Source organism: Burkholderia sp. Bp9015 (assembly GCF_003853505.1).
In the GTDB taxonomy this organism is placed as follows: domain Bacteria; phylum Pseudomonadota; class Gammaproteobacteria; order Burkholderiales; family Burkholderiaceae; genus Burkholderia.
Map to the genome: position 1 here is coordinate 53,960 of NZ_QTPZ01000034.1, position 24,484 is coordinate 78,443.

The following is a 24,484-nucleotide window of genomic DNA, read 5'->3' on the forward strand; positions in this document are numbered from 1 at the left end:
CGATCAGGCGCGGCGCTGTTCGGGTTCTGCTTCGTCGTCCGGCAGCGCGTCGGCGCCGATGGGCGCGCTGGCACTGCGTACGGCGTCGGCGAGGCTGTCGGACGTATCGTCCAGCAACTCGCCGTCCGCGGGACGGGAGCGTGAGGCGTCGGCCTGGCCAGCCTCGCCCGGCATGTCGCCGGCCGCTTCCGCTCCGTCTCCGGCAACCGCGTCGGCAGCCGGCTTGCGATCTTCCTCGTTCCACACCGCGTGCAGCGGCTCGGGCTGCTCGCCGGCCGGCGCTGCTTCGGCGCCGCCCTGTTCGCTCTGAACGCGATCCGCTTCCAGCGTATCGCGGTTCGGCATTTCCTGCGTCGGCGCGCCTTCCGTTGCGGCGTCGCCCGGCAATTCGTCCGGCCGAACGTGCGACTCGTCCGCCGCCGCCTCGCCGGCTTCCGGCACCGCGTCCGCCGCCGGCGCATCGCCGTCGAAGTCCATCGCCTGCTGCGCGAGCAGCGCGGCTTCGATGTTCGCCGCCGGCTCCTCGAGCGCCGGCAGGTCGTCGAGCGCCTTCAGGCCGAGATCGTCGAGGAACTGCTTGGTCGTCGCGTACAGCGCCGGGCGGCCCGGCACGTCGCGATGCCCGATCACCTCGATCCAGCCGCGATCCTCGAGCTGCTTGACCACCTGCGTATTGACCGTGACGCCGCGAATCTCTTCGATGTCGCCACGCGTGACGGGTTGCCGATACGCAATGATCGCGAGCGTCTCGAGCACCGCACGCGAATATTTCGGCGGCTTCTCGGGATGCAGTCGGTCCAGGTAATGGCGCATCGCCGGCTTGCTCTGGAAGCGCCATCCGGTTGCCAGCGCCACCAGTTCGACACCGCGGCCGGACCAATCCTGTTTCAGATCTTCGAGCAACGTGCGGACCGTGTCAGCCGACACGCCGTCGGCAAAGAGCTTGCGCAAATCGCCGAGCTTCAGCGGTTCCTGCGCGCAGATCAAAGCAGTCTCGAGGACGATCTTCGCCTCTTGGGTATTCATGCAGCTAGGCCAGACCCTGTGGTCAAACGAACCGGATCAACAAACAGACGAAAGGAACGGAAGACGCGCTCGCCCGATTCTGATCGGTCATATTGATGGGAGCACGAACCGGGGGCGGCGAACCAACTTCAAGCCAGGCCCAAACCGGACGGAACAGCACGGTTCAACGACGGAACCGCGTGACTGAGCGCCATCTTACGCAAAATTGCCCGGTGCGTAAAGATGAGCCGAAAGGCCCGCCGCCCGCATGCCGCACCCGCTCCGCCCCCGCTTCAACGCAGGCCTGCGCCGCGCGCGAGGAACGCCCGCAAGCGCTCGACGCCTGCCTCGAGCCGCACCGGATCGCACGCGTAGCACCAGCGCACGAACCCTTCCCCCTCCGGGCCGAACGCGCGGCCGGGCGCCAGCCCGAGCCCCGCCTCGCGCACCAGCGACTTGCAGAACGCAAGACTGTCGTCCGCGCCCGGCAACCGCAGGAACAGGTACATCGCACCCGGCGGAGGCGGCACGTCGACGCCCGGCAACGTGCGCAGCGCGGCGACCAGGTGGTCACGCGCACCGCGCAGCGCCGCGACGAACGACTGCACGAACGGCTCGCCGTCACGCAGCGCGACTTCTCCCGCGGCCTGGATGAAACCCGGCGCGCACGATGTGTTGTACTCGACCAGCTTCGACAGATCGCCCATCACCGACGCCGGCGCGACCAGCCATCCGAGCCGCCAGCCCGTCATCGCCCAGGCCTTCGAGAACGAATTCACGACGATCACCCGCTCGTCGCGCGATGCGATGTCCAGGAACGACGGCGCGCCGTCCGTGCCGAACACGAGCCGCTCGTATACCTCGTCGGCGACCACCCAGATGCCGTGGCGCCGGCAATGCGCGAGCACGACCTGCTGGTCGTCGCGGGACATCACCCAGCCGGTCGGATTGTTCGGCGAGTTGACGAACAGCATCCGCGTGCCGGGCGTCAGCGCCGCGATCAGCCGGTCGACGTCGAGCCGCCAGCCCGCATCGCCATGGCGGAGCGACACGCACTCGACCTGTGCACCGAGGATCTTCGGGATCTCGACGAGGTTCGGCCAGAGCGGCGTGACGGCGACGACGCGGTCGCCCGGGCCGACCAGCAATTGCGCGGCCAGCATCAGCGCGCTCACGCCCGAACTCGTCACGGCGATCGTATCGGCCGCCGTCGCACCGTGACGCGCACCGACATAGGTCGCAATCGCGTTGCGCAGCGACACGGTGCCGAGGTTGTGCGTGTAGAAGGTCGCACCGTCGCGCAGTGCCGCGGCAGCCGCGTCGCGAATGAATTCGGGCGTCACGCGATCGGATTCGCCGAACCAGAACGGCAGCACGTCGGGTACGCCGAAGCCGGCGTTCGCCACTTCCCGGATCAGCGACGGACGCAGCGCCTGAACTGCGCTGCGCGCCGCCGGCTCGCCCGTCGCCGGGCCGACATCTGCGGAATGCGTCATCGAGAACCGCCACCGAGGAACACGATCCGCGTAGTGTACCGGCGTGCGCGCCCGATCCGCACCCTTTCAGTCGAGATCCTCCGCCCGCGCCGGCATCTGGCGCACGAGTTCCCAGATCGCCTGCGCGGCCGGCGACAGCGAGCGGTCGCGGCGGCGCACCAGCTCGACGGTGCGCTCGGTACGCGGCGTCAGCGGCCGCGCGACCAGTGTCGATCCGGCCGGCAGCGGCAGCGACAGCCACGGCTGCACGCTCACCCCGACGCCGGCCTCAACGAGCCCGAACACCGTCGCCGAATGCCCGAGCTCCTGCATGACCGTCGCATTGACCCGATGGGCGGCCAGCGCGGCGTCGATCAGCGGCCGGCTTCCGGACGCATGGTCGAGCAGCACGAGACGCTCGCCGTCGAGCGCCGTCCACGGCACCTCGGCCCGCGCCGCGAGCGGATGATCGGCGCGCGCGACCAGGCAGAACGAGTCGGTCATCAACGGTTCGCATACGAGATCGGCAACGGCGAGCGGCCCGATGACGACGCCGAAATCGACTTCGCTCGACTTCACCTTGCGCAGGACGTCGCTCTGCACGTCGTCACGCAGGCCGAGCGTGACGAACGGGAACTGGCGCTCGCACGACGCGACGACGCGCGGCATCAGCCGGCACGCGATCGTCGGGCTCGCTGCGACGATCACGCGCCCCCGCCGCTGCTCGCCGATCTCGCGAATCTCGCGCAGCGTGTCGTCGAGATCGGCGATCAGGCGGGACACGCTCGCGATCAGGTTCGTCCCGACGTCGGTCAACTGCACGTCGCGCGTCGTCCGGTCGATCAGCTTCAGTCCGAGCTCGGTCTCGAGTTCGCGCACGCAACGGCTGACCGCGGACTGCGTGAGCCCGATCTCGTCGCCCGCGCGACTGAAGCTCCGGAGCCGCGCAACCTCGATGAATACGCGAAGCTGGCGCAGCGTAACGTTCATCCCCTCTCCTCATCAATCGTCGATACCGATGCGCGATTTTAATGCGCGCCATCGTCTTCGATGTGCGAATCCGGCACCGGCAGCACATGTTTCGCTGCGGTGCAATATCGACGCAAACGCACGTAGCACGGGCGACTTGCACAAGATTGGTGATTGTCCTGATTTGCTGGCGGGTTATTTTGGCGTCTTATACGCCCCTAGCTGACTTAGCCGTCAGCCCGCTGCCAAGCGGCTCTCACGGGAATCGCCTCAGACATGGCACACATCGTGCTTTATCTGACGTACAGGGCGCAGGTCGAGTCGGGACAGAGGGCAGAAACGCCGCTGCCGGCCAACCGGAAGCCCCCACCCGGCACTCGACGCTCGAGTGCTTGAAGAGTGCGCGGCGCAGGGCAGCGCACCGGAGTTAGCTTCGCTGAGGTGAGGACATGATGCTGTTCGACGATTTGAGAGATAACGAGTGGGCGCTGGTCGAAGGTCTGTTTTGCTCGGAACCCGCACGCAGTGAACGGCGCGGCCGTCCCCGCGTGGAGGCCCGTTCGGTGGTAAACGCCGTGCTGTGGGTACTGTCGACGGGTGAAGGCTGGTCGAAGCTGCCGGGCCGCTATCCGTCGCCGCCGACCTGCCGCCGTCGCTTCGACGAATGGCAGGCAGACGGCACGCTCGCCGAAATCGTCAAGCGACTCGGCACGAGCGGCCGCCAGATCTCGCTGCGCGGGCGCATCGGGGCGAGCGCGACGAAGCCGCCAGCACCGCCGAGCCGCGACCGGCTGCGCGGCGCCTTCTGGACCAACCCGGAATCCTGGCGCGCCCCCGTGAAGATGGCGTAACGCATGCTCGATCGGGCGGCTTCGGCCGCCCGGTTTCTTTCAGTGCCACGCGCTTTTGCGCGGCGCTCGCGTCGTCGTCGATTGCGCCTGTCGTGCGGCGATACATCTATTTACGATTATTTACAGCAAGCCTGCACTCCCACGCTTACCTTAGCGAAATATCAACAGGCCGCGCCGGTGGCTTGAAGGGAGCCCCGCCATGAAACCAATGTCACTGCTCGTCGCATGCGGCATTGTCATTTCGCTGGCGCTGACCGCCCCCGCTCGCGCGGACGATCGCGCGAAGCCGCCTCACCACCAGCAGGATCATCGGAACACCCTTCGCCAGCAACCGCCCGCCGCGCCGCCCAATCGGCTGACCGTGCCGCGTGGCGATTTGCGCGGCGACATCGCCAGCAACGCGCGCGCGCGCACTGGCTCGCAGCCGACCGACCTGCCGCGTCATCCGTAGTCCGCGGGATTTCGTCAAAGAAAATTACCGGATTCGGGAACTGCCCGACATGCGACGAGTCACATTCGTTGCCATGAGCACAGCGTGGCAACAGCAAAAGTATCCGGTACGCCCGTATCCTCGCGATACGGGCTTTTTTTTGCGTCGTCGGTGGCCGGCGCGCGAGAACAGGAGTGCGCCGCTACAGGCGGCTTTCGAGAATCGCCACGGCGCTCGCTTCGCTCAATGCGTAGTCGTCCATACGGCGATCGGTCCAGGAAAGCAGTTTCTCGTCACGCTCGAGGCGCGCGCATTCGGCACGACCGTTGTCGGTCAGCACCGCGATGTCGACCGGCGCATGGAAACCCGGTGCGGGAGCAACGGTCTTCTGCCTGACCGTGTCCATCAGCCCCAGCGACCGGAGATACTCGAACACGCCCGGGCGGCGCGCCCACGGTACCTGGCGGTACTGCACTCGTCTCAATGCGTCGAGCACCGCTTCGTTGGAATACGTGGTCATCTCGATTCTTTCTTAAAGTGCAGCGACAATGCGAAGCGGCGCGCCGGGCGGGAGCTCCGCCCGCCGATACCGCCACCGATTCTGGGGGCCGACGTTCGGCGTCGCGTCAGGGCCGGATCGTCAGCCGTCCATAAAAAGACACCATACCCCAATCAAATTGATTCTGTTCGATTCATTTGTACTTCTCTTCATCGGTTTCATGCTCTGCCGCAAGCGGCGGCGACTCATCGCGATCGCGAGCGTCGCGCTATTCTGGCTGCTCGCGACAGGCTGGCTCGCCGCGCCGCTCATCGCGTGGACCGAGGCGGGCGTGACGCCGGTCGAGCGCCCCGACATGCATGGCCGGACCACGCTGATCATCATCGGCGCCGGCACGCGGCGCAGCGACACCGGCCTGCGACCGCCTCCCGACGGGGAAGCACGCATCCGCGCGACCGCGGCGCTCTACCGCACGTGCCGGCAGCAGGCCACCCGCTGCACCGTGGTGATGTCGGGCGGCGACCCGCAACGTCACGGCGAAACCGAGGCGGCCGTCTACGGGCGCCTGCTGGTCGCGGCGGGTGTCGCTTCCAGCGACCTCGTCCTCGAGCCGAACAGCCGTACCACCTACGAAAATGCGAAATTCACTACATCTATACTACGCTCACAACATGACGACACGCGCATTCTCGTCACGTCGTCCTATCAGATGCGCCGCGCATTGCTCGATTTCCGCCGCTTCGACATCGATCCGCAACCCGTTTATGCGAACCGCCGGCGCGCGCAAACGGGCTGGCTGCCCCGCTGGCACAACCTGGAAGACGCGAATCAGGCATTGCACGAACTGATCGGCATCGCACAATTCCACGTCTACCGATGGCTCGGCTGGTTTTGATGGCGACGCTTGCACCGGCGGCGAATGCGACGGTGCCGCCCCGGGATGGCATGCGCATGACGGAATGCACGAAGTGTTGCGCGACTTCAACGGGGCCTTGCGCTGTGCCTCGATCCGGTGCACATTGATCCGTCACTTTTGTTACACTCGACACGCACTCGATTGCAGTCGCCAGACAAAACGGCAACATTCGGGTTCATCACCACTTAGCGGAGGTAAAGCAATGAAGAAGACGTCCCTGGCTATTCTGGTCGCGATGTCGGCGCTGACTGGCGCAGCGTATGCGCAAGAGAGCACGCAAATCCAGACCATCACCGACCCGGCGAAGATCGCCGAGATCGAGCAGCGCGCACAGGCACTGCAACAGCAGCAAGCAGCCGAGGCTGCACAGCCGGCGGCGCAGGAAGAGCACCACGGCAAGAAGGCTGCTCACCACAAGGCAGCGAAGAAGGCTGGCAAGAAGGCCGCCAAGGCCGCTCCGGCAGACGCTGCCAGCCAGTAAGTTCGGCGGCACCGCACAAGCGAAAAGCCGAATCCGGGCAACCGGGTTCGGCTTTTTTGGTTGCGGCGCCTGCGCGCTGTGCTAAAGTCGCGCACCGAAATTTTCCACCCGTGCGCACCCCGGTGCGGAGGACAGCATGAGCAACATTCAACTCGACATCGAGTGGACCGAAGCAGCCACTCGCAAGATCAAGCAACTGATGCCGCGCGGCTCGGACGACGCCTTTCTCGCGCTGCCGCCGATCGAGTGCCTGCCGATGGAGGGCGACGTGCTTTTCCTCGGCCCGCAAGGCAAGCAGCAACCGTTCATCGTCGCCGAACGCCAGTATCACCACGACGGCGATGCCGACTGGACGATCATCCTGATCCTTGACGTACCCAGCGCGTCGCACTGACGCGTCGCGGCGGCCGGCAACGCGTCCGGCCGCACCGCCCTGCTCGCACGCGCTGCGACTGCACGCGAACCCCGGGCCGATCGAGCCGGTCCGCGTCCGTTTCGCGATTGAGCGGCGTGTGAGTGGAACGCTCACACACCGCCAACGCGACCTCGCCCTACCGGCGCTCGCCGGATGCGAACCGCGCCGCCCCCACTCCAATTGATTGCGAATCACCGAATCCCGCACAGGCCGGATCGGCGCCCTCGCATTGCGGCCCCACCAAAAAAAATTGCCCGCGCTTCATACGAAGCGCGGGCGAAACCGTCGCCCTACGAGGATAGGCGACGGGGCCATCGAGACCCGCGCGCGGCGCGGATCATCATCGGTTGTGCCCGCGCTCGCAGCGCCGGCATCTGGGGACGTCGAAACCGTTGGTCGGGCGTTCGCGACGCCTGCCCGGTCTCTGGCACCACCCTCCCTGTCCTAACGATTCGAACTAATAAAGCAGTTTGCGTGCCAGGTGCATTTTCGAAAGCACGTCATTGATCCATAAGGATATTTTCCGGGACCATGACGATGTAACACCCGTTCCGCCGCCGTAACGCGCGGATGTTACGTAACGTCACAAGGCGGAGCAGCCGAACGTCCCGCACACGCCGACGTCACGGCGCGCGACCATAAAAAAAGCCCGCCGGGCGGCGGGCTTGTTCGACGAGCGGGATCGTCGCGATCAGCGCAGCTGATTCACGAGCAGCCCCATGATCTGCCGGGCCGGCGACGACGAATCGATCGCACCCGAATCGTCGACGACTGCCACACGCGTCTGGTCGGCCGTCAGCGCCTTCACGTTGACGCGATACTGCTTCGCCTGCTTTTCCTTCTTGCCGTGGAACAGTTGGCTCCAGAAGCCCTGCTCGGCCGCGCTCAGATCCTTCGGATCGACATAACGCACGAAATACAGACCCTTCGTGCGATCGCGATCGTCGACCGTGAAGTTCGCGCGATCGAGTGCGAGGCCGACGTGCAGCCACGACCGGTCGTACGGCTCGCCGAGCGTGACTTCGGACGGCACTGCACTCGTGTCGACGTCGTTCGCTTGCGACGACGTACGCGCGACGTTCTGCGCAGCAATCGCCGCGGCAGCCGCCTTCGATGCGTCGGTATCGGCCTTCTTGTCCTTCTGCACCGTGTTGTCGTTGATGTTCGCGACCGGCGGCTCGCCGTTCTTCGCACGCTGCTCGTTCTGCGCAAGCACCGCCATCAACCGCTTCAGGTATTCCGTCTCGAGCGCCGGATCGTTCGGCTTCGCTTCCCACTTGCTCGAATCGTTGTTCGCGCCGGTGATCGCCTCGCGCATGCCCTTCTGGCTGACGAACACATAGGTGCCGCCGTTCGGCGCCGAATCGAGGCGCGTGCGGTACTTGTTGCGCTCGGCCGTCACGTACGAATTGCCCATCGCTTTCGAGATCACACTGCGGATCAGGCCGTCGTTGATCTGCGGATGGGTCTCGTTCCAGTCGGTTTCCATCACGCCCTTGTCGCGCTGGTCGACGACGAGCAGGAAGCCCTGCTCCTGCCAGAAGCGGCGCACTTGCGGCCAGATGTCGCCGGGCTTCTTGCCGTCGATCACGAGCCAGCTCTCGGTGCCGTCGCGCTGGATATGCATGCCGGCCACGGCGGGCGCGACGGTATCCGTCGCGGGCGCCGTGTGCTGGACCTGCTGAAGCGCGGACAGGGAAGTCGCGCCGCCCTGCGGCGGCAGCGAACGCTGATCGGCCGTCTCGTCGAGCATGTTGGGCGGCACTGCGAGCGACGCTTCCTTCGATTTCGAATCGCTCTTGTAGTCCACTTTCGTGGGCGACGACGTACCGCAACCGGCGACGAGCGCGCCAGTGGCGAGCACTGCAGCGAACCGCATGGTAAGACGAAGATCAGTCATGTTCGGGGAATCCTCTTCCGCTAAATCACGGCGCTTTCCGTGGATCAACCTTGCATTTTACCGGGGCCGCGCCGGGATGTGCAAAAAAGCGACGGGCAAGAAAAAACCCGCGTCAGCCTGAACTGACGCGGGTTCTTATCTGGTCGGGGCGAGAGGATTTGAACCTCCGACCACCTGCACCCCATGCAGGTACGCTACCAGGCTGCGCTACGCCCCGAAAGAAAAAAATTATAACAGAGAGTTGGCCGGTTTAGAACGGGTCGCATGCATTTTGTGCATGTCCCTGCCGAAATTTTTTGTGGCGCACCGTGGCATGACGGATCCGACACGAACGGCGACGCACATGACGCCCCGCCGGTCCGTCGTCCGTCCACGCGATCCGCCTGACGCTCACGCGCTGCGCGCGACACAGATCACCGTGAGCCCCGCCAACCGGTTGAACCGGAACATCGGCAACTCGGCGCGGCAGATCAGCTTGAGCAAACCATTGACTACCGGATTGTGTCGACGCAGTTGCGACGCGGGTTCGCGTGGCTGGCGACGCGCTCGCTCGCTCAGTCGCAATGCCGCCGCGAGCGGAAACGTGAAGCCGAAGTAGTAAGCGCCGCGCTCGACCTCGAGCCCCGCACGGCGCACGACGTCTTCGAGGCCGTCGAGCGTATACCTGCGCTTGTGTTCGAGAAAGTCGTCGTGCGCGCTCCAGAGGAACTGAAACGCGGGAACGGTGATCAGGAAGCGGCTGCCCTTCGGCACGCCGGCCACATATTGTGCAAGCAGCCCGACATCGTCGTCGACGTGCTCGAGCACGTCCATCAGCAACACGAGATCGGCATCGAGCCGATTGACGGCGCGGCGAAAATGGACGGGCTTGCCTGCCGCCTCGCCGTCGGTATCGTCGGCGTAGCTCGTGTCGACACACCACGCTTCCGTCGCCTGCGTGCGCTCGAGCAAATGTTTCGAAAAGAAACCCGAGCCCGCGCCGACATCGAGTATCCGGTTTGCATCCGCCGCGCCCAGGAACCGGCGAATCGCGCTCGCCTTCGACGCGTAGTACCAGTGATCGCCGACGTCCGCTCCCAATACGTCGAGTTCCTTCAGATCCATGACGCCTCCCCCGTGTCGGCCACCATGCTTCGATCATCAAGCTACTGACGCCGATCTTACCGCGCCGCAGCCGTCGCACGCATCGCAAGTTGCGCGAATTGCACCGCGCCCGCATCGCGTCCTAGTCGAAAAGGACGATGGCCGTTTCGCCGCGAATCGCTACCGTGCGCTTACCCGGCGAGAGATCGACGCGCCCGGCGCATCGTCCGACTGCAGGCCGATCGAGATCGCAGATCTGCGCGTTGCCGCGCGGCGCGCCGGGCCGGCAGCGACTTCGATCGCAACGGCGGTCGCAACTTCCCGTGACAGTCTCCGACAAAGGTCAGTGAATGCATCAGAAAAACGAAATTTCCCGACGACACTTTCTCCGGCTGGGCGCCGGCACGTTCGGCATCGCGCTGGGAAGCGCGTCGTTTCTGTCCGCGTGCGGCGGCGATTCGATCGCGATCGCCCCCGTCACGACGCCCAGGCTCGCCTCGGTAGCGAATTTTCGCGATACCGCAGGACCGGACGGAACGGGCTATGCCACCCCGAGCGGCGCAGCGATGAAAAAAGGCGTGATCTACCGGTCGTCCGCGCTCACGTTTTCCGCGGCCGACGTCGCAACGGTCGATACGCTCGGCATCACGCAGGTGTGCGACCTGCGCACGACCTCCGAGATCCAAGCGCAGCCGGATGTACCGTTGGCTGGCGCCATTTGGCAGAACCTCAACGTGCTCGGCGCCGCCAATCTCGGCCCGCTGCCGACCAGCGGCGCGACGGCCACGGCCTTCATGATGAGCATGTATCGGGCGTTCGTGACGTCGGAAACCGCACGCACGAGCTACCACGCGTTGTTTGCCGGCTTCGCGTCGTCCGGCGGCAATCTGGTCTTCCACTGCACGGCCGGCAAGGATCGCACCGGCTGGGCGACGGCCATCCTGCACACGATCCTCGGTGTCCGCCCGCAGACGATTCTCGCCGACTATTTGCTGACCAACGTCTACAGCGCGTCGGAAATCGCCGCCTATGTCGCGCAGGCGCAGAAGCGCGGCGGGCAGGATGCGGCCGACATGATGGCCGCGCTGCAAGGCGCGCAAGCCGCCTATCTGCAGGCGGCGTTCGATCAGGTCGTCGCGTCGTATGGCTCGATGACGTCGTACATCGAGAACGGCCTGCAGCTCGACGCGTCGACGCAGAATGCGATCCGGCAGCGCATGCTGGTCTGACCGATCACGCAGGCGGCGCTGGCGACAGCGCGGCTGTCATCGCACTGCCGCCGCGCCCGGACCGGACACGGCCTTCATCCGGCACGAAACCCGGCGTCAACCCACGCCGCCGGGTTTGCCGATCCGGCGCAATGCGCGCCGCCCGCCCCTCGACCGCAAAACCAAACGACCGTTTGATATTGCCGCCCCGACGCCGCGAATCCTTTGCCCTGTCGTGCGCCGACCGGTGTTGCCCGCACGCCCGCTGTTTGGTAACGCCGCTCTAGCGCGCTATGCCACACTGCACGGCATCGACGACTGCGCCGCGCATCGATCGCGCGCCCTCGCCGGTCACGACAAGACATGGAGACAGACGATGCGGAATTCGGTCCGGCGCGGCCATCGCACGCCCTTGGCAAGTTTCGACTGGATGGCCGGCCTGCGACGCGCGGCCGCCCCGGTTTCACACGGCACCGCTCGCGCATTCGGCTGCGGTGCGCTTGCGCTCGCGCTGCTCTGCACCGGCTGCGCGGAACCGGCCGCGCAGCGCGACGGCAACGCGTCGGTCGCATCGACGAAGATCGAGCGCGCCAAAGCCGAACGCCTCGCTCACGAACAGCAGATCGCCCGCACGGTGCCGTCGCTCGCGTCGATCAACCTCACGCAGCCGCGCCCGTTCACGCTGCGCGACTCGGGCCAGAACGGCGCGATGACGTTCCTGCGCGACGTCGATTTCCGCATCGTCAACAACCTCGGCTTCTTCATCCATCAACTGTCCGCGACGCTCGTGCCGACGCAGGCCGGCGCCCCCATCGTGTTCGACGACCCGACGAGCTTCGAGATCGACGTACACGAAGGCGCGGTCACGCTCGACAACGCAAAGCTGACCGCGCTCTTCGACACTTACATCTTCGGTTACCGCAACGCGCCGCTGCGCAAGCTCGCCGTATCGGCCGGCGACAGCGTGATCCATCTTCAAGGCGAGATGCAGCGCGACGGCTGGGTGCCGTTCTCGCTGACCGGCACGCTCGCGATCCGCGACGGCAGCCAGCTCGTATTCCACCCGACCGGCGTGCGCGTGTCGGGCATCAACGCGCAGCCGGTCATGCGCGCGGCCAACGTGAAGATGGCCGATCTGCTGAAGGTGGAAACACCGATCGCGCGGCTCGCCGGCGACGACCTCGTGATGTCGGTCGACAAGCTGATGCCGCCGCCACGGCTGAAGATCCGGATCACCGCGCTGCGCGTTACACCGGCCGGCCTCGACCTGACGCTCGACGACGGCTCGCACGCCGGCTTCGCGCTCCCCGCGAACGCGCCGCAACAGGCGATGTACATCCGCGGCGGCGACGTGAAATTCATGCGCTCGATGCCGATGAACGCCGACATCCTGATCGGCCCGGTCGATCCGACGAAGCGCGACCAGCACTTCGTGTTCGACCTGTACCACTATCGCGACCAGGTTTCGGCCGGCTATTTCAATTTCGACGAAAGCGGCGCGATGGCGATCCGGATGCCGTCGTACGCGGGCCCCGCGAGCGGCGCCGCGCTCGGCAATGCAGCCGCTCGCCTGAACGACAGCTTCCTCGCCGCGCAGCAGAACGCGTTGCGCGACTCGCGCCAGCACTGGGAAGCGTTTGCACTCGCGGCCAGCGCACCGCAACCCGGCATGCAGAAAGTCGCGATGCGGCGCTCGTCGATCGCTCCGTTCAACGAACGGCACGTGTCGAACCGCAACCCGACGATCCACCTGCACAACGTCGACTTCAACCTGTCCGGCGACATCGGCTTCCATGTCGAGGATCTCGACGTGCAGCTGATCGCGAAACGCCCGGGCGAACCGGTCGATCTCGACGATCCGAACCAGTACGACATCCGCATTCTCGGCGGAACGGTCGTCGAATCGTGGAAGGCGATGTCGGCGCTCTTCAACAACTACCTGCTCGACTACTCGCCGCGCTCGCTGAACGACCTGCAGTTGAGCGCAGATGGCCAGGACCTGCGCGTCCAGGGCGGCATCAAGCTCTGGAATCACGTGCCCGGCGTGTGGCTGCCGACCGACATGAAGGGCACGCTGTCAGTGCTCGACGACCGGCACCTCGCGTTCAAGCCGGCGCAGGTATCGGTGCTCGGCATCCCGCAGGCGAAGCTGCTGCGCTCGCTCGGCATCGAGCTCGCGTCGCTGACGCCGCTGCAGCGCCGCGGCGCGGAGCTGCGCGGCGACACGCTCGTGCTCGACCAGTACACCGTGTTTCCGCCGCCGGTGCTGAACGGCAAACTCGGCCAGGCGACGGTCGAACGCGACGGGCTGCGCCTCACGTTCCGGCGTGCCGCCGACGCGCCCGCGACGAAGCGGCCGCAGATCGACGCGCCGAGCTACATGTGGATGGAAGGCGGCGACATGAAGATGTTCAACGTGCTCGAACTGAACGTGCGCGCGCTGATCCGGAACTCGGCCGAGGCCGGCCCGATGCGTTTCGACCTGTACGGCTACCGCAGCCAGGTCGCGCAGGGCTCGGTGCGGATGCTGCCGGACGGCACGCTGGTCGTCGACATGGGCAAGCCGAACCCGCTCGCATCGCGCTGACCCGCCGAGCACGAGCCCGCGTGCATGAAAAAACCCGGCGGCGCATCGCCGACCGGGTTTCCTGTTGATTCGAGCGTTGCGCTCAGTCGTGTTTGAGTCCGTCGATCACATCGAGGAGCGCCTGCCGCAACGCGATCACGTCGACCGTTGCACCCGGCTTGCCCGATACTCGCACGTCGCCGGCCGGCACATCGGGCTCGGCCGGCGCCGCGGCAGCGCGCTCGCCGCCCGGCGAATCGAGCCGGTTGCGCGCCCCGTTGATCGTGAATCCCTGTTCGTACAGCAACTCGCGAATCCGCCGGATCAGCAGCACTTCGTGGTGCTGATAGTATCGGCGATTGCCACGCCGCTTCACCGGCCGCAACTGCGTGAATTCCTGTTCCCAATAACGCAGCACGTGCGGCTTGACCCCGCACAGTTCGCTGACTTCACCGATCGTGAAATAGCGCTTCGCGGGAATCGGAGGCAAGACGACTTTCTCAACCGTAGTGGTCATCGTCGGTTAACCGTCGGTAAAGAATGCGCGGCGGCCGCGCGGAGACTTCGGCGCGCGGGCGTTACTCCGCGCCGTTTTCGACCAGCGCCTTCAGCTTCTGGCTCGCGTGGAAGGTTACCACCCGGCGGGCCGCGATCGGAATCGCCTCGCCCGTCTTCGGGTTGCGGCCCGGACGCTGCGGCTTGTCGCGCAGCTGGAAGTTGCCGAACCCCGACAGCTTGACGCTTTCGCCGTTTTCGAGCGCGTCGCGGATCACTTCGAAAAACGCCTCGACCATGTCCTTCGCTTCACGCTTGTTCAGCCCGACGCTGTCGAACAGCAGCTCCGCCAGCTCCGCTTTCGTCAGCGTCGGCGTCTCGGTGGACGCCGGCGCCGAAGCGTCGCGGTTCATGGCGCTGCGTTGCGCCGTCAGGAGGGCTTCGAATTCACTCGAGGTCATGTCGTTCATATCTGCCATACAGCGCGTTAAACCAAAACTCACGATGGGGAAGCGCCACCCGCGAACGGGCGGCTCCTCTCCTTAGCCGCGCAGGCGGGCACCCGCACGAGCCATCCGCTCGACCAGCGTCTGGATCGCCTGATCGACGACCTCGTCCTGTAGCGTGCCAGCCGCATCCTGCAGCGTCACGCGGAAGGCAAGGCTCTTCCCGTTCGCGGCAAGACCACCGGAAGTATTTGATTTTGCACGAAATTCGTCGAAGAGTACAACCTTCTGAACGAATCGGCAGGCGTCTTCGGCCAGCGCCTTCTTCATTTCATCGAAAAGTGCCTGAACCTCGACCGCCTGATCGACGACAACGGCGATATCGCGCCGTACCGGCGGGAATTTCGACACGTCGGTCGGCGCCGGCAGTGCACGCGCGATCAGCGCATCCGCGTCGATTTCGAACATCACCGGCGCGTGCGGCAGCTCGTACTTCTGCATCAGGCGCGGATGCAGCTCGCCGATCCAGCCGACCGCGCGGCCATCCACTTCGATGCGTGCGCTGCGGCCCGGATGGAGGGCCGGATGCTCGGCCTTCACGAAGCGCGCGGCGGCCGGCGCGAGCAGTGCCTCGAGGTCACCCTTCACGTCGAAGAAATCGACCGCGCGGGTCGCGACGCCCCACTGCTCGTCGACTGCCGGGCCGTACGCGAGCGCGCCGACACGCTTCGGTTGCGTGTAGCCTTCGACGGTCAACTCGCCGGCCTTCACCGACGAATCCGCGAGGAACACGCGCCCCGTCTCGAACACGCGCACGCGATCCGCGCGACGGTTCAGGTTGTGGCGCAGCACGGAGATCAGGCTGCCGAACAGCGTCGTGCGCATCACCGACAGCTGGCTCGCGATCGGGTTCAGCAGGCGGATCGGATTGTCGTTGCCGGCGAAGTCGTGCTCCCACTCCGCATCGACGAAGCTGAAGTTGACCGTTTCCGCATAGTCGCGCGCCGCGAGCGCGTGACGGATATCGTGGATCGAGCGCCGCGTCTCGTTGGTCGCGCGCATCTCGCTCGTCGCGACCGGCGGACGCGCGGGAATCTTCTCGAAACCGTAAATGCGCGCCACTTCCTCGATCAGGTCTTCCTCGATCTCGATGTCGAAGCGGTGCGACGGCGGCGTGACCAGGAACGCGTCGTCGTCACGCTCGAACGGCAGGCGCAGGCGCGTGAAGATGTTCGCGATCTCGTCGGCGTCGATCTTCACGCCGATGATGCGGTTCGCGCGCGATACGCGCATCTTCACCGGCGCACGCTGCGGCAGGTTCACTGCCTGGTCGTCGACCGGGCCGGCCTTGCCGCCGCAGATCTCGAGAATCAGCTGCGTGATGCGCTCGACGTGTTCGACGGTCGTCGCGTAGTCGACGCCGCGCTCGAACCGATGGGCCGCATCGGTCGAGAAGTTGTACTTGCGCGCGCGGCCACGGATGCTGTCCGGCCACCAGAACGCGGCTTCCAGGTAGATGTTGGTCGTATCGAGCGTGACGGCCGTGCTGTCGCCGCCCATGATGCCCGCGAGGCTTTCGACCTGACGGTCGTCCGCAATCACGCCGACCGTTTCGTCGAGCTCGACCGTGTTGCCGTTCAGCAGCTTCAGCGACTCGCCGCGCTTGCCCCAGCGCACTTCGATGCCGCCGTGGATCTTGTCCAGATCGAACACGTGCGACGGACGGCCGAGCTCGAACATCACGTAGTTCGAGATGTCGACGAGCGCCGACACGCTGCGCTGGCCCGAACGCTCGAGGCGCTCGACCATCCATTGCGGCGTCTTCGCATGCGCGTTCACGCCGCGGATCACGCGACCCGAGAAGCGGCCGCACAGATCGGGCGCAGCGATGCGCACGGGCAGCGTTTCGTCGAGCTCGACGCGCACCGGACGGATATCGACCGGCGTCAGCGGCGCGCCGGTGATCGCGGCCGTCTCGCGCGCGATGCCGAACACCGACAGGCAATCGGCCTTGTTCGGCGTCAGCTTGATTTCGAAGATCGTGTCGTCGAGATTGAGCGTATCGCGGATGTCCTGGCCGACCGGCGTGTCTTCCGGCAGGATCAGCAGGCCGCTGTGGTCCTCGGACAGCTTCAGCTCGCGCGCCGAGCACAGCATCCCCTGGCTCTCCACGCCGCGCAGCTTCGACAGCTTGATCGCGAACGGCTTGCCGCCCTCTTCTGCCGGCGGCAGTTCCGCGCCGACCAGCGCGACCGGCACCTTGATGCCGGGCGCCACGTTCGGTGCGCCGCACACGATATTCAGCGTCGCGCCGGTGCCGGCGTCGACCTGGCAGACATTGAGCTTGTCCGCATCCGGATGCTTGACGACTTCGAGCACGCGGCCGACGACGATCTTCGATGTCGGCGGCGCAGCCTTGCTCAGCGATTCGACTTCGAGCCCCGCCATCGTCAGCGCGTGCGACAGTTCGTCGGTCGTCAGCTGCGGGTCGACAAAGGTTCTCAACCAGGATTCAGGGAATTGCATGGATGTCTACATTCGAAACAGGTTAGATCGGCGCCCGGCCCCCATCGGAAACGTCCGGCGGGGCATGCGCGGGCACATGTCGGCGCGGCGCGTGCGTTATGCGAACTGGCGCAGGAAACGCAGGTCGTTCTCGAAGAACAGCCGGAGATCCTGCACGCCGTAGCGCAGCATCGTCAGGCGCTCGAGGCCGCTGCCGAACGCAAAGCCGATGTAGCGCTCGGGATCGAGGCCCATGTTGCGGATCACGGTCGGATGCACCTGCCCCGAGCCCGAGATCTCGAGCCATTTGCCGGCGTTCTTGCCGTGCTCGAACATCATGTCGATCTCGGCCGACGGTTCCGTAAACGGGAAATACGACGGGCGGAAGCGCACGAGGATGTCGTCGCGCTCGAAGAATTTCTTCAGGAAGTCGGTATAGACGCCCTTGAGGTCGGCGAAGCTGATGTTCTCGTCGATCCACAGCCCCTCGACCTGATTGAACATCGGCGAGTGGGTCGCATCGCTGTCGACGCGATACGTGCGGCCCGGCGCGATCACCTTGATCGGCGGGCGGTTCATGCGCGCGTAACGCACCTGCATCGGGCTCGTGTGCGTGCGCAGCAGCAGCTGGCGGCCGTCGGCATCCTTGCCTTCGACGTAGAAGGTGTCCTGCATCGAACGCGCCGGATGGTTCTCCGGGCTGTTCAGCGACGTGAAGTTGTACCAGTCGGTCTCGATTTCGGGACCGTCGGCCACGTCGAAGCCGATCGAGCGGAAAATCTGTTCGACGCGCTCCCACGTGCGCATCACGGGGTGCAGGCTGCCTGCGCCGGCGCCGCGGCCCGGCAGCGTCACGTCGATCGCCTCGGCGGCGAGGCGCTGGTTCAACAGCGCGTCGGCGAGCGCCTGGCGGCGTGCGGTCAGCGCGGCTTCAACCTGCTGCTTCGCGACGTTGATGCGTGCGCCTTCGGTCTTGCGTGCTTCGGGATCGAGCTTGCCGAGGCCCTTGAGCAACTCGGTCAGCGCACCCGACTTGCCGAGAAAGCGTGCTTTCTCGTTTTCGAGCGTGGTGATGTCGGCAGCCTGTTCGAAGGACTGCTGCGCGTCGGCGACAATCTGGTCCAGATCCATAGATCCCATCATTTCCAACGTCATTCGGTCTTGGCGAGCGAAACTGCTCCACCAAACAAAAAAGGGGCTCGGAAGAGCCCCGTTTTCGCTGCAGCGGCCGAGACTACCGGAACGTCGCTGCAACTAACCACGCAGTGCTAATTTCGCAATTAGGCTGCAACGGCGGCTTTCACCTGCTTGACGATCGCAGCAAAAGCAGCCTTGTCGAACACCGCCATGTCGGCCAGAACCTTACGGTCGAGTTCGATCGACGCCTTCTTCAGGCCGTTGATGAACACGCTGTAGGTCATGTCGTGCTGGCGAACTGCCGCGTTGATACGCGTGATCCACAGTGCGCGGAACACACGCTTCTTGTTGCGGCGATCGCGGTACGCGTACTGACCAGCGCGCATCACCGCCTGCTTGGCGATGCGGTAGACGTTATTGCGACGGCCGCGATAACCCTTGGCCAGGTTGATGATCTTCTTGTGGCGGGCCCGTGCGGTTACCCCACGTTTGACTCGAGGCATGTTTCTCTCCTTGGAGTATCAGTTGAGGGGTTACGCGAACGGCAGCATTGCGCGGACGGAGTTCAGATCGGAATCATGAACTGCCGTTGCGCCGCGCAGGTGACGCTTGTTCTTCGTGGTTTTCTTGGTCAGGATGTGACGCTTGAAGGCTTGACCGCGCTTGACGGTACCGCCCGGACGCACCACGAAGCGCTTTGCAGCACTCTTCTTGGTCTTCATCTTAGGCATGACGAACAACTCCAGTTTATTTGATGGCGATGGGTGTGCGGTTGGCTTGCGCCCTTGACCCGCCCTTCGAAACCCAGTCCACTTGTGTACGGCGAACCGCTTGCGCAGCCGCCGTCATTGTTGGTGCGCCGCCCTGACCGGGCCACGCACCGAACCACTTTCGAACCTGCGCGCGTGGCGCGCAGGCCCGTTACTTCTTTTTCTTCGGCGAGAGCACCATGATCATCTGGCGCCCTTCCATCTTCGGCATCTGCTCGACCTGGCCGACTTCCTCGAGATCCGTGCGCAGACGCTCAAGCATCCGCATGCCGATCTCCTGGTGAGCCATTTCGCGGCCGCGGAAACGCAACGTGATCTTCGTCTTGTCGCCCTCTTCGAGGAAGCGCACGAGATTGCGAAGCTTGACGTTGTAGTCACCGTCATCGGTACCCGGGCGGAATTTGACTTCCTTCACCTGGATGACCTTTTGCTTCAGCTTCGCTTCGTGCTGCTTCTTCGATTCCTGGTACTTGAACTTGCCGTAATCCATCAGACGGCAAACCGGCGGAACCGCTTGCGGCGCGATTTCGACCAGGTCAACATCCAGTTCTTCCGATTTACGGAAAGCATCAGCGAGTTTTACGATACCGAGCGGTTCGTTCTCGATCCCGACCAGACGCACTTCCGGCGCAGTGATTTCACCGTTGATGCGGTGCGACGACTTATCAGTAGCGATGTTACGTTTCCTCTAAAAATTAAAAAAACGAGCCGCGCTGCCAGGGCGGTTACTTGAACGAGCGCAGGTCTTCCTGCAGACGCTCAACGAAGGCTTCGATCGGCATAACGCCAAGATCGACGCCGCCACGGGCACGCACGGCTACCGTTTGCGCATCACGCTCCTTATCGCCCACGACGAGGAGATAAGGCACCTTTTCCAGCGTGTGCTCGCGTATTTTATAGCTAATCTTCTCGTTGCGCAAATCGGCCGCCACTCTAACCCCTTGTTTTTGCAACGATTGGGCCAGGGACTGCGCATATTCGGCCTGACTTTCGGCGATATTGAGCACAATTGCCTGGAACGGCGCGAGCCAGACGGGCATTGCACCAGCATGGTGCTCGATCAAAATGCCGAGGAAACGCTCCATCGAACCGACGATCGCGCGGTGCAACATCACCGGCCGGCGGCGGCTGTTGTCTTCCGCAACGTACTCGGCGCCGAGGCGCTCCGGCAGGACCATGTCGAGCTGCAGCGTGCCGCACTGCCACGAACGGCCGAGTGCATCCTTGATGTGGTACTCGATCTTCGGGCCGTAGAACGCGCCTTCACCCGGCAACTCTTCCCACGTGAGGCCGCAGGCCGTCAGCGCGTCGCGCAGGCCCTGCTCCGCGCGATCCCACGTCTCGTCCGTGCCCGCACGCTGCTCGGGACGCAGCGACAGCTTGATGTCGATGTGATCGAAACCGAAGTCCTTGTACACGCTCATGGCCAGCGTGTTGAACGCGATCGATTCCGAAATGAACTGGTCTTCCGTACAGAAGATGTGCGCATCGTCCTGCACGAAGCCGCGCACGCGCATCAGGCCATGCAGCGCGCCCGACGCCTCGTTGCGATGGCACGAACCGAATTCCGCGTAGCGCAGCGGCAGGTCGCGGTACGAGCGCAGGCCGTGCTTGAACACCTGGACGTGCCCCGGACAGTTCATCGGCTTGATCGCGTAGTCGCGCTTCTCCGACTCCGTCGTGAACATGTTCTCGCGGTAGTTCTGCCAGTGGCCCGACGCTTCCCACAGCGAGCGGTCCATGATCATCGGCGTCTTGATCTCGAGGTAGCCGGCTTCGTTCACGCGGCGGCGCATGTACTGCTCGACCTGCTGCCACAGCGCCCAGCCCTTCGGATGCCAGAACACCATGCCCGGCGACTCTTCCTGCATGTGGAACAGGTCGAGTTGCTTGCCGAGCTTGCGGTGGTCGCGCTTTTCCGCTTCCTCGAGCATGTGCAGGTATTGATCCTGGTCTTCCTTCTTCGTCCAGGCCGTCCCGTAGATGCGCTGCAGCTGCTCGTTCTTCGAGTCGCCGCGCCAGTACGCGCCCGCGACCTTCATCAGCTTGAAGACCTTCAGCTTGCCGGTCGACGGCACGTGCGGGCCGCGGCAGAGGTCGGTGAAGCCGCCGTGCGAGTACAGCTTGATTTCGTCACTTTGCGGAATCGATTCGATGATCTCGGCCTTGTACTTCTCGCCGAGGCTGCGGAAATAGCCGGCCGCCTCGTCGCGCGATACGACGCGGCGCGTCACCGGCTCGTCCTTCTTCGCGAGTTCCTGCATGCGCTTTTCGATCTTTTCCAGATCTTCAGGCGTAAACGGGCGGTTGTACGAGAAGTCGTAATAGAAGCCGTTGTCGATCACCGGACCGATCGTCACCTGCGCATCCGGATACAGATCCTTCACCGCATAGGCGAGCAAGTGCGCGGTCGAGTGACGAATGATGTCGAGACCGTCGGCATCCTTGTCCGTGACGATCGCGAGCGATGCGTCGCGATCGATGACCGTGGACGTATCGACCAGCTCGCCATCGAGCTTGCCACCAAGCGCAGCCTTCGCAAGGCCGGGACCGATCGAGGCCGCAACCTCGGCAACTGTCACCGGATGCTCGTATTGTCGAACTGAGCCGTCAGGCAAGCGTATCGAAACCATAGCAATCTCCGTGATGCCGACAGTGGGCGGCAAACCAAGCACGCGATATCAAAGTCACGCGCGAAAATTTCGCGACAAAAAAAATGCGGCCCCGCTTTCGAGGGGCCGCATTCGATACTTCACTCAAACTGAAAGGGCGAAAACGTTCCTCGACTAGCGTCGCTCCGAAAAGGTTTCGGTCAACGTTCGCGGTGTCATAACCGTATTCGCCTTGTTCGCGTTGAGTTATTTACTTCATCGAACACCCGAAAAACCGGGCATTCTCAATTCGTTGGTAGGCTCGATTGGACTCGAACCAACGACCCCCACCATGTCAAGGTGGTGCTCTAACCAGCTGAGCTACGAGCCTAGAGAAGCTAAGATTATATGGAGCCAACGCAGACTTGGCAAGCGTTTTTATGCGGCCGCAGCAAAATGATCGGGCTCCAACCCCATTACAGGGACATCAAGCCTTGCGCCCCGCCCGCACGACGCCCGGCACTTCGCCGAGCAGCGTGCACGCCCGCTGCACCTGCGCGGAATTCGACACCTCGACCGTGAACTGCATGAATGCCGCGTTGCGGCGGCTCTGCGTCTTCACGCCCACCACGTTCATCTTCTCGCGCGCGAACACTTCAGAGATATCGCGCAGCAGGCCTTGCCTGTCGCTCGCCTCGATCATCAGGTCGACCGGATAGACGGACACACCACGGCCGCCCAGCACGTCGGCCGACCAGGTCGTCTGCAGTACGCGCTCCGGCGCCCGCTCGGCCATCCGCCGGAACGTCGGGCAGTCGCTGCGGTGGATCGACATCCCCTTGCCGCGCGTCACGAAACCACTGATCGGGTCGGGCGGCGCCGGACGGCAGCAGCGCGCAAGCTGCGTCAGCAACGCATCGACACCGACCACCAGCACGCCGGTCGACGCGCCGTGCGCGACGCTCGCCCCGCTGCTGCGCTTCTCGAAATCGGCGGGCGCCTCGGGCGCATGGTCGGGCGGCGGCGCATCGGACAGCGCGTGCTCGACGTTGCGCAGGCTGAATTCCTCCTTGCCGACGACCGAGAACAACTCATCGGGCGACTTGAAGCCGAGCTTCGCGGCCAAATTGTCGAGGTTGACCGACGTCTTGCCCTCGCGCTGCAGCGTCTTTTCGACGAGCGCGCGACCATGCGCGATGTTCTCTTCCTGCTCGATCGAGTTGAACCACGCACGCACCTTCTGTCGCGCGCGCGGGCTCTTCAGGTAGCCGAGCTGCAGGTTCAGCCAGTCGCGCGACGGCCCGCCCTCCTTCACCGCGACGATCTCGACCGTCTGGCCGTTGGCGAGCGACGTGTTCAGCGGCACCATCACGCCGTCGACGCGCGCGCCGCGGCAGCGATGGCCAAGCTCGCTGTGCAGGTGATACGCGAAATCGACCGGCGTCGCGCCCTGCGGCAGCGCGATCACGCGCGCCTGCGGCGTCAGCACGTAGATATGGTCGTCGTCGAGCGATGTCTCGCGCAGTTGCGCCCACGCCTTGTCGCCCGAGACTTCGGTGCCGTCCTCGACGTCGTCCTTCCATGCGAGCAGCTGGCGCAGCCACGCGATCTTCTCGTCGTACTTGTCGCTCGCCGAGAACTGGCCGCCATAGCCGCGCGCGCCCGCTTCCTTGTAGCGCCAGTGCGCGGCGACGCCGTACTCCGCGAAGCGGTGCATTTCCTGCGTGCGGATCTGTACTTCGAACGCGCGACCGTCGTCGCCGATCACGACCGTATGCAGCGACTTGTAGCCGTTCGGCTTGGGACGCGAGATGTAATCGTCGAATTCCTTCGGCACCGGCTGCCACAGGTGATGCACGATGCCGAGCACCGCGTAGCAATCCTTGATGTCCGGCACGATCACGCGGAATGCGCGCACGTCGTACAGCTCGGAGAAGTCGAGCTCCTTGCCGCGCATCTTGCGCCAGATGCTGTAGATGTGCTTCGGCCGACCGCTCACGTCGGCCGGGATGTGCGCTTCCGCCAGTTCGTGCTGCAGCCGCTCGATCGCCTGCGCGACGTACGCCTCGCGTTCGATGCGCTTTTCGTCGAGCAGCTTGGCGATGCGCTTGTAGGTGACCGGATCCTCGAAGCGGAACGCGAGGTCCTCGAGCTCCCACTTCAGTTGCCAGATACCGAGACGGTTCGCGAGCGGCGCATAGATCTCGAGCGTCTCGCGCGCGACGTCGGGGGGCGGGTCGATCTTCGCCGCCGCGTAGTAGCGCAGCGACTGCAGCCGCGACGCCAGCCGGATCAGCACCACGCGGATGTCCTGCGCGAACGCGAGCAGCATCTTGCGCAGCGCCTCGATCTGCGTGCGCCGCTCTTCCGCGGCGTCGCGCCCGGCGTCGGGCATCGCGTTCTGCGCGGCGCGCAGGCTCACGGTGCCGAGCCGCAGCAGCTTGCGCACGTCGGATACGAGCCGCGCAACCTCTTCGCCGAAGCGTTCGGTCAACTCCCGCTCCGGGTCGTTCAGGTGCGGCGTCAGCACGAACAGCGCAGCCGCCTGCATCGCGTGCGGGTCGACGTTCAGCGTGCGCATGATCGACGCCGTGCCCGCCGAATGATCGGCGAGCAACTCGCCCGTCGACAGGCGCGCGTCGCCGGCCCGCTCGCGCACGAACGCGAGCACGTCGTCGAACGACGGCGCCGCGACGGAAGAAGCGGAAACGGACTCGGTCATTGCACGGCCTGGCGTATTGC

The 24,484-nt window shown here is 64.8% G+C and carries 21 protein-coding genes, 2 tRNA genes and 1 pseudogene; 7 read left to right on the forward strand and 17 right to left on the reverse strand.

What is annotated here, in order from left to right; genetic code table 11:
- Positions 1-3: 3 nt before the first annotated feature.
- The 3 genes from scpB to DIE12_RS29185 form a co-directional block, all read right to left on the reverse strand.
- On the reverse strand, positions 4-1,026 hold the full coding sequence (scpB, locus tag DIE12_RS29175; protein WP_124488900.1) for an SMC-Scp complex subunit ScpB: 1,023 nt from the start codon (positions 1,024-1,026) through the stop codon (positions 4-6).
- 272 nt (positions 1,027-1,298) lie between these two features.
- The gene (locus DIE12_RS29180) at positions 1,299-2,501 is read right to left on the reverse strand and encodes a pyridoxal phosphate-dependent aminotransferase (protein ID WP_124522552.1); all 1,203 of its coding nucleotides are present in this window, start codon (positions 2,499-2,501) and stop codon (positions 1,299-1,301) included.
- Positions 2,502-2,567: 66 nt separating this feature from the next.
- Complete coding sequence (locus DIE12_RS29185; RefSeq protein ID WP_124488898.1) at positions 2,568-3,470, reverse strand: LysR family transcriptional regulator; 903 nt, start codon at positions 3,468-3,470, stop codon at positions 2,568-2,570.
- Between the two features lie 431 nt (positions 3,471-3,901).
- Here DIE12_RS29185 and DIE12_RS29190 point away from each other — a divergent pair.
- Positions 3,902-4,297, forward strand: a pseudogene (locus tag DIE12_RS29190) (transposase); the annotation flags it as partial.
- A 202-nt stretch (positions 4,298-4,499) separates the two neighbouring features.
- Complete coding sequence (locus tag DIE12_RS29195) at positions 4,500-4,751, forward strand: hypothetical protein (RefSeq protein WP_124522550.1); 252 nt, start codon at positions 4,500-4,502, stop codon at positions 4,749-4,751.
- Positions 4,752-4,932: 181 nt separating this feature from the next.
- Here DIE12_RS29195 and DIE12_RS29200 read toward each other — a convergent pair whose 3' ends face one another.
- The gene (locus DIE12_RS29200) at positions 4,933-5,250 is read right to left on the reverse strand and encodes a hypothetical protein (RefSeq protein ID WP_044846039.1); all 318 of its coding nucleotides are present in this window, start codon (positions 5,248-5,250) and stop codon (positions 4,933-4,935) included.
- A gap of 157 nt (positions 5,251-5,407) precedes the next feature.
- On the opposite strand from DIE12_RS29200, the gene DIE12_RS29205 reads away from it, so the two are divergent.
- The 3 genes from DIE12_RS29205 (at position 5,408) to DIE12_RS29215 (ending at position 7,020) form a co-directional block, all read left to right on the forward strand.
- Complete coding sequence (locus DIE12_RS29205) at positions 5,408-6,124, forward strand: YdcF family protein (protein ID WP_124522596.1); 717 nt, start codon at positions 5,408-5,410, stop codon at positions 6,122-6,124.
- Between the two features lie 223 nt (positions 6,125-6,347).
- Complete coding sequence (locus tag DIE12_RS29210) at positions 6,348-6,626, forward strand: hypothetical protein (RefSeq protein WP_059608570.1); 279 nt, start codon at positions 6,348-6,350, stop codon at positions 6,624-6,626.
- 136 nt (positions 6,627-6,762) lie between these two features.
- Entirely contained in the window at positions 6,763-7,020 is a 258-nt protein-coding gene (locus DIE12_RS29215) for a hypothetical protein (protein WP_006486090.1), read from the forward strand.
- A gap of 712 nt (positions 7,021-7,732) precedes the next feature.
- Here DIE12_RS29215 and bamC read toward each other — a convergent pair.
- From bamC to DIE12_RS29230, 3 genes are all read right to left on the reverse strand, one after another.
- Positions 7,733-8,941 carry an outer membrane protein assembly factor BamC gene (gene bamC, locus DIE12_RS29220; protein WP_124522548.1) on the reverse strand — a complete coding sequence of 403 codons (1,209 nt, stop codon included), beginning with the start codon at positions 8,939-8,941 and terminating at the stop codon, positions 7,733-7,735.
- 140 nt (positions 8,942-9,081) lie between these two features.
- A tRNA-Pro gene (locus tag DIE12_RS29225) sits at positions 9,082-9,158 on the reverse strand.
- Between the two features lie 173 nt (positions 9,159-9,331).
- Positions 9,332-10,045, reverse strand: coding sequence for a methyltransferase domain-containing protein (locus tag DIE12_RS29230; RefSeq protein ID WP_124488894.1), 714 nt, complete (start codon positions 10,043-10,045; stop codon positions 9,332-9,334).
- 446 nt (positions 10,046-10,491) lie between these two features.
- Here DIE12_RS29230 and DIE12_RS29235 point away from each other — a divergent pair, with 446 nt between their 5' ends.
- Together DIE12_RS29235 and DIE12_RS29240 are read left to right on the forward strand one after the other, a co-directional pair.
- Positions 10,492-11,253, forward strand: coding sequence for a tyrosine-protein phosphatase (locus DIE12_RS29235; RefSeq protein ID WP_260427341.1), 762 nt, complete (start codon positions 10,492-10,494; stop codon positions 11,251-11,253).
- A 355-nt stretch (positions 11,254-11,608) separates the two neighbouring features.
- Complete coding sequence (locus DIE12_RS29240) at positions 11,609-13,819, forward strand: hypothetical protein (RefSeq protein WP_124522529.1); 2,211 nt, start codon at positions 11,609-11,611, stop codon at positions 13,817-13,819.
- 82 nt (positions 13,820-13,901) lie between these two features.
- On the opposite strand, the gene DIE12_RS29245 is transcribed toward DIE12_RS29240, so the two are convergent.
- From DIE12_RS29245 to DIE12_RS29295, 10 genes are all read right to left on the reverse strand, one after another.
- On the reverse strand, positions 13,902-14,315 hold the full coding sequence (locus tag DIE12_RS29245) for a MerR family transcriptional regulator (protein ID WP_124488891.1): 414 nt from the start codon (positions 14,313-14,315) through the stop codon (positions 13,902-13,904).
- Positions 14,316-14,376: 61 nt separating this feature from the next.
- A complete protein-coding gene (locus DIE12_RS29250) occupies positions 14,377-14,763 on the reverse strand; it encodes an integration host factor subunit alpha (protein ID WP_006486093.1) in 387 nt (128 codons plus the stop codon).
- A 72-nt stretch (positions 14,764-14,835) separates the two neighbouring features.
- On the reverse strand, positions 14,836-17,265 hold the full coding sequence (pheT, locus tag DIE12_RS29255; protein ID WP_124551440.1) for a phenylalanine--tRNA ligase subunit beta: 2,430 nt from the start codon (positions 17,263-17,265) through the stop codon (positions 14,836-14,838).
- Positions 17,266-17,361: 96 nt separating this feature from the next.
- Complete coding sequence (gene pheS, locus DIE12_RS29260; RefSeq protein WP_006753318.1) at positions 17,362-18,375, reverse strand: phenylalanine--tRNA ligase subunit alpha; 1,014 nt, start codon at positions 18,373-18,375, stop codon at positions 17,362-17,364.
- 149 nt (positions 18,376-18,524) lie between these two features.
- Complete coding sequence (rplT, locus tag DIE12_RS29265) at positions 18,525-18,884, reverse strand: 50S ribosomal protein L20 (protein WP_004192938.1); 360 nt, start codon at positions 18,882-18,884, stop codon at positions 18,525-18,527.
- 30 nt (positions 18,885-18,914) lie between these two features.
- Positions 18,915-19,112, reverse strand: coding sequence for a 50S ribosomal protein L35 (gene rpmI, locus DIE12_RS29270; RefSeq protein ID WP_004191477.1), 198 nt, complete (start codon positions 19,110-19,112; stop codon positions 18,915-18,917).
- 190 nt (positions 19,113-19,302) lie between these two features.
- Positions 19,303-19,827: a translation initiation factor IF-3 gene (gene infC / locus DIE12_RS29275; protein WP_071734130.1), complete on the reverse strand. Its 525-nt coding sequence runs from the start codon at positions 19,825-19,827 to the stop codon at positions 19,303-19,305.
- Between the two features lie 49 nt (positions 19,828-19,876).
- Positions 19,877-21,784: a threonine--tRNA ligase gene (gene thrS, locus DIE12_RS29280; RefSeq protein ID WP_124522527.1), complete on the reverse strand. Its 1,908-nt coding sequence runs from the start codon at positions 21,782-21,784 to the stop codon at positions 19,877-19,879.
- 272 nt (positions 21,785-22,056) lie between these two features.
- Positions 22,057-22,133 (reverse strand) — tRNA-Val (locus DIE12_RS29290).
- 96 nt (positions 22,134-22,229) lie between these two features.
- Positions 22,230-24,464 carry a bifunctional (p)ppGpp synthetase/guanosine-3',5'-bis(diphosphate) 3'-pyrophosphohydrolase gene (locus tag DIE12_RS29295; protein ID WP_044846048.1) on the reverse strand — a complete coding sequence of 745 codons (2,235 nt, stop codon included), beginning with the start codon at positions 24,462-24,464 and terminating at the stop codon, positions 22,230-22,232.
- Between the last annotated feature and the right edge of the window lie 20 nt (positions 24,465-24,484).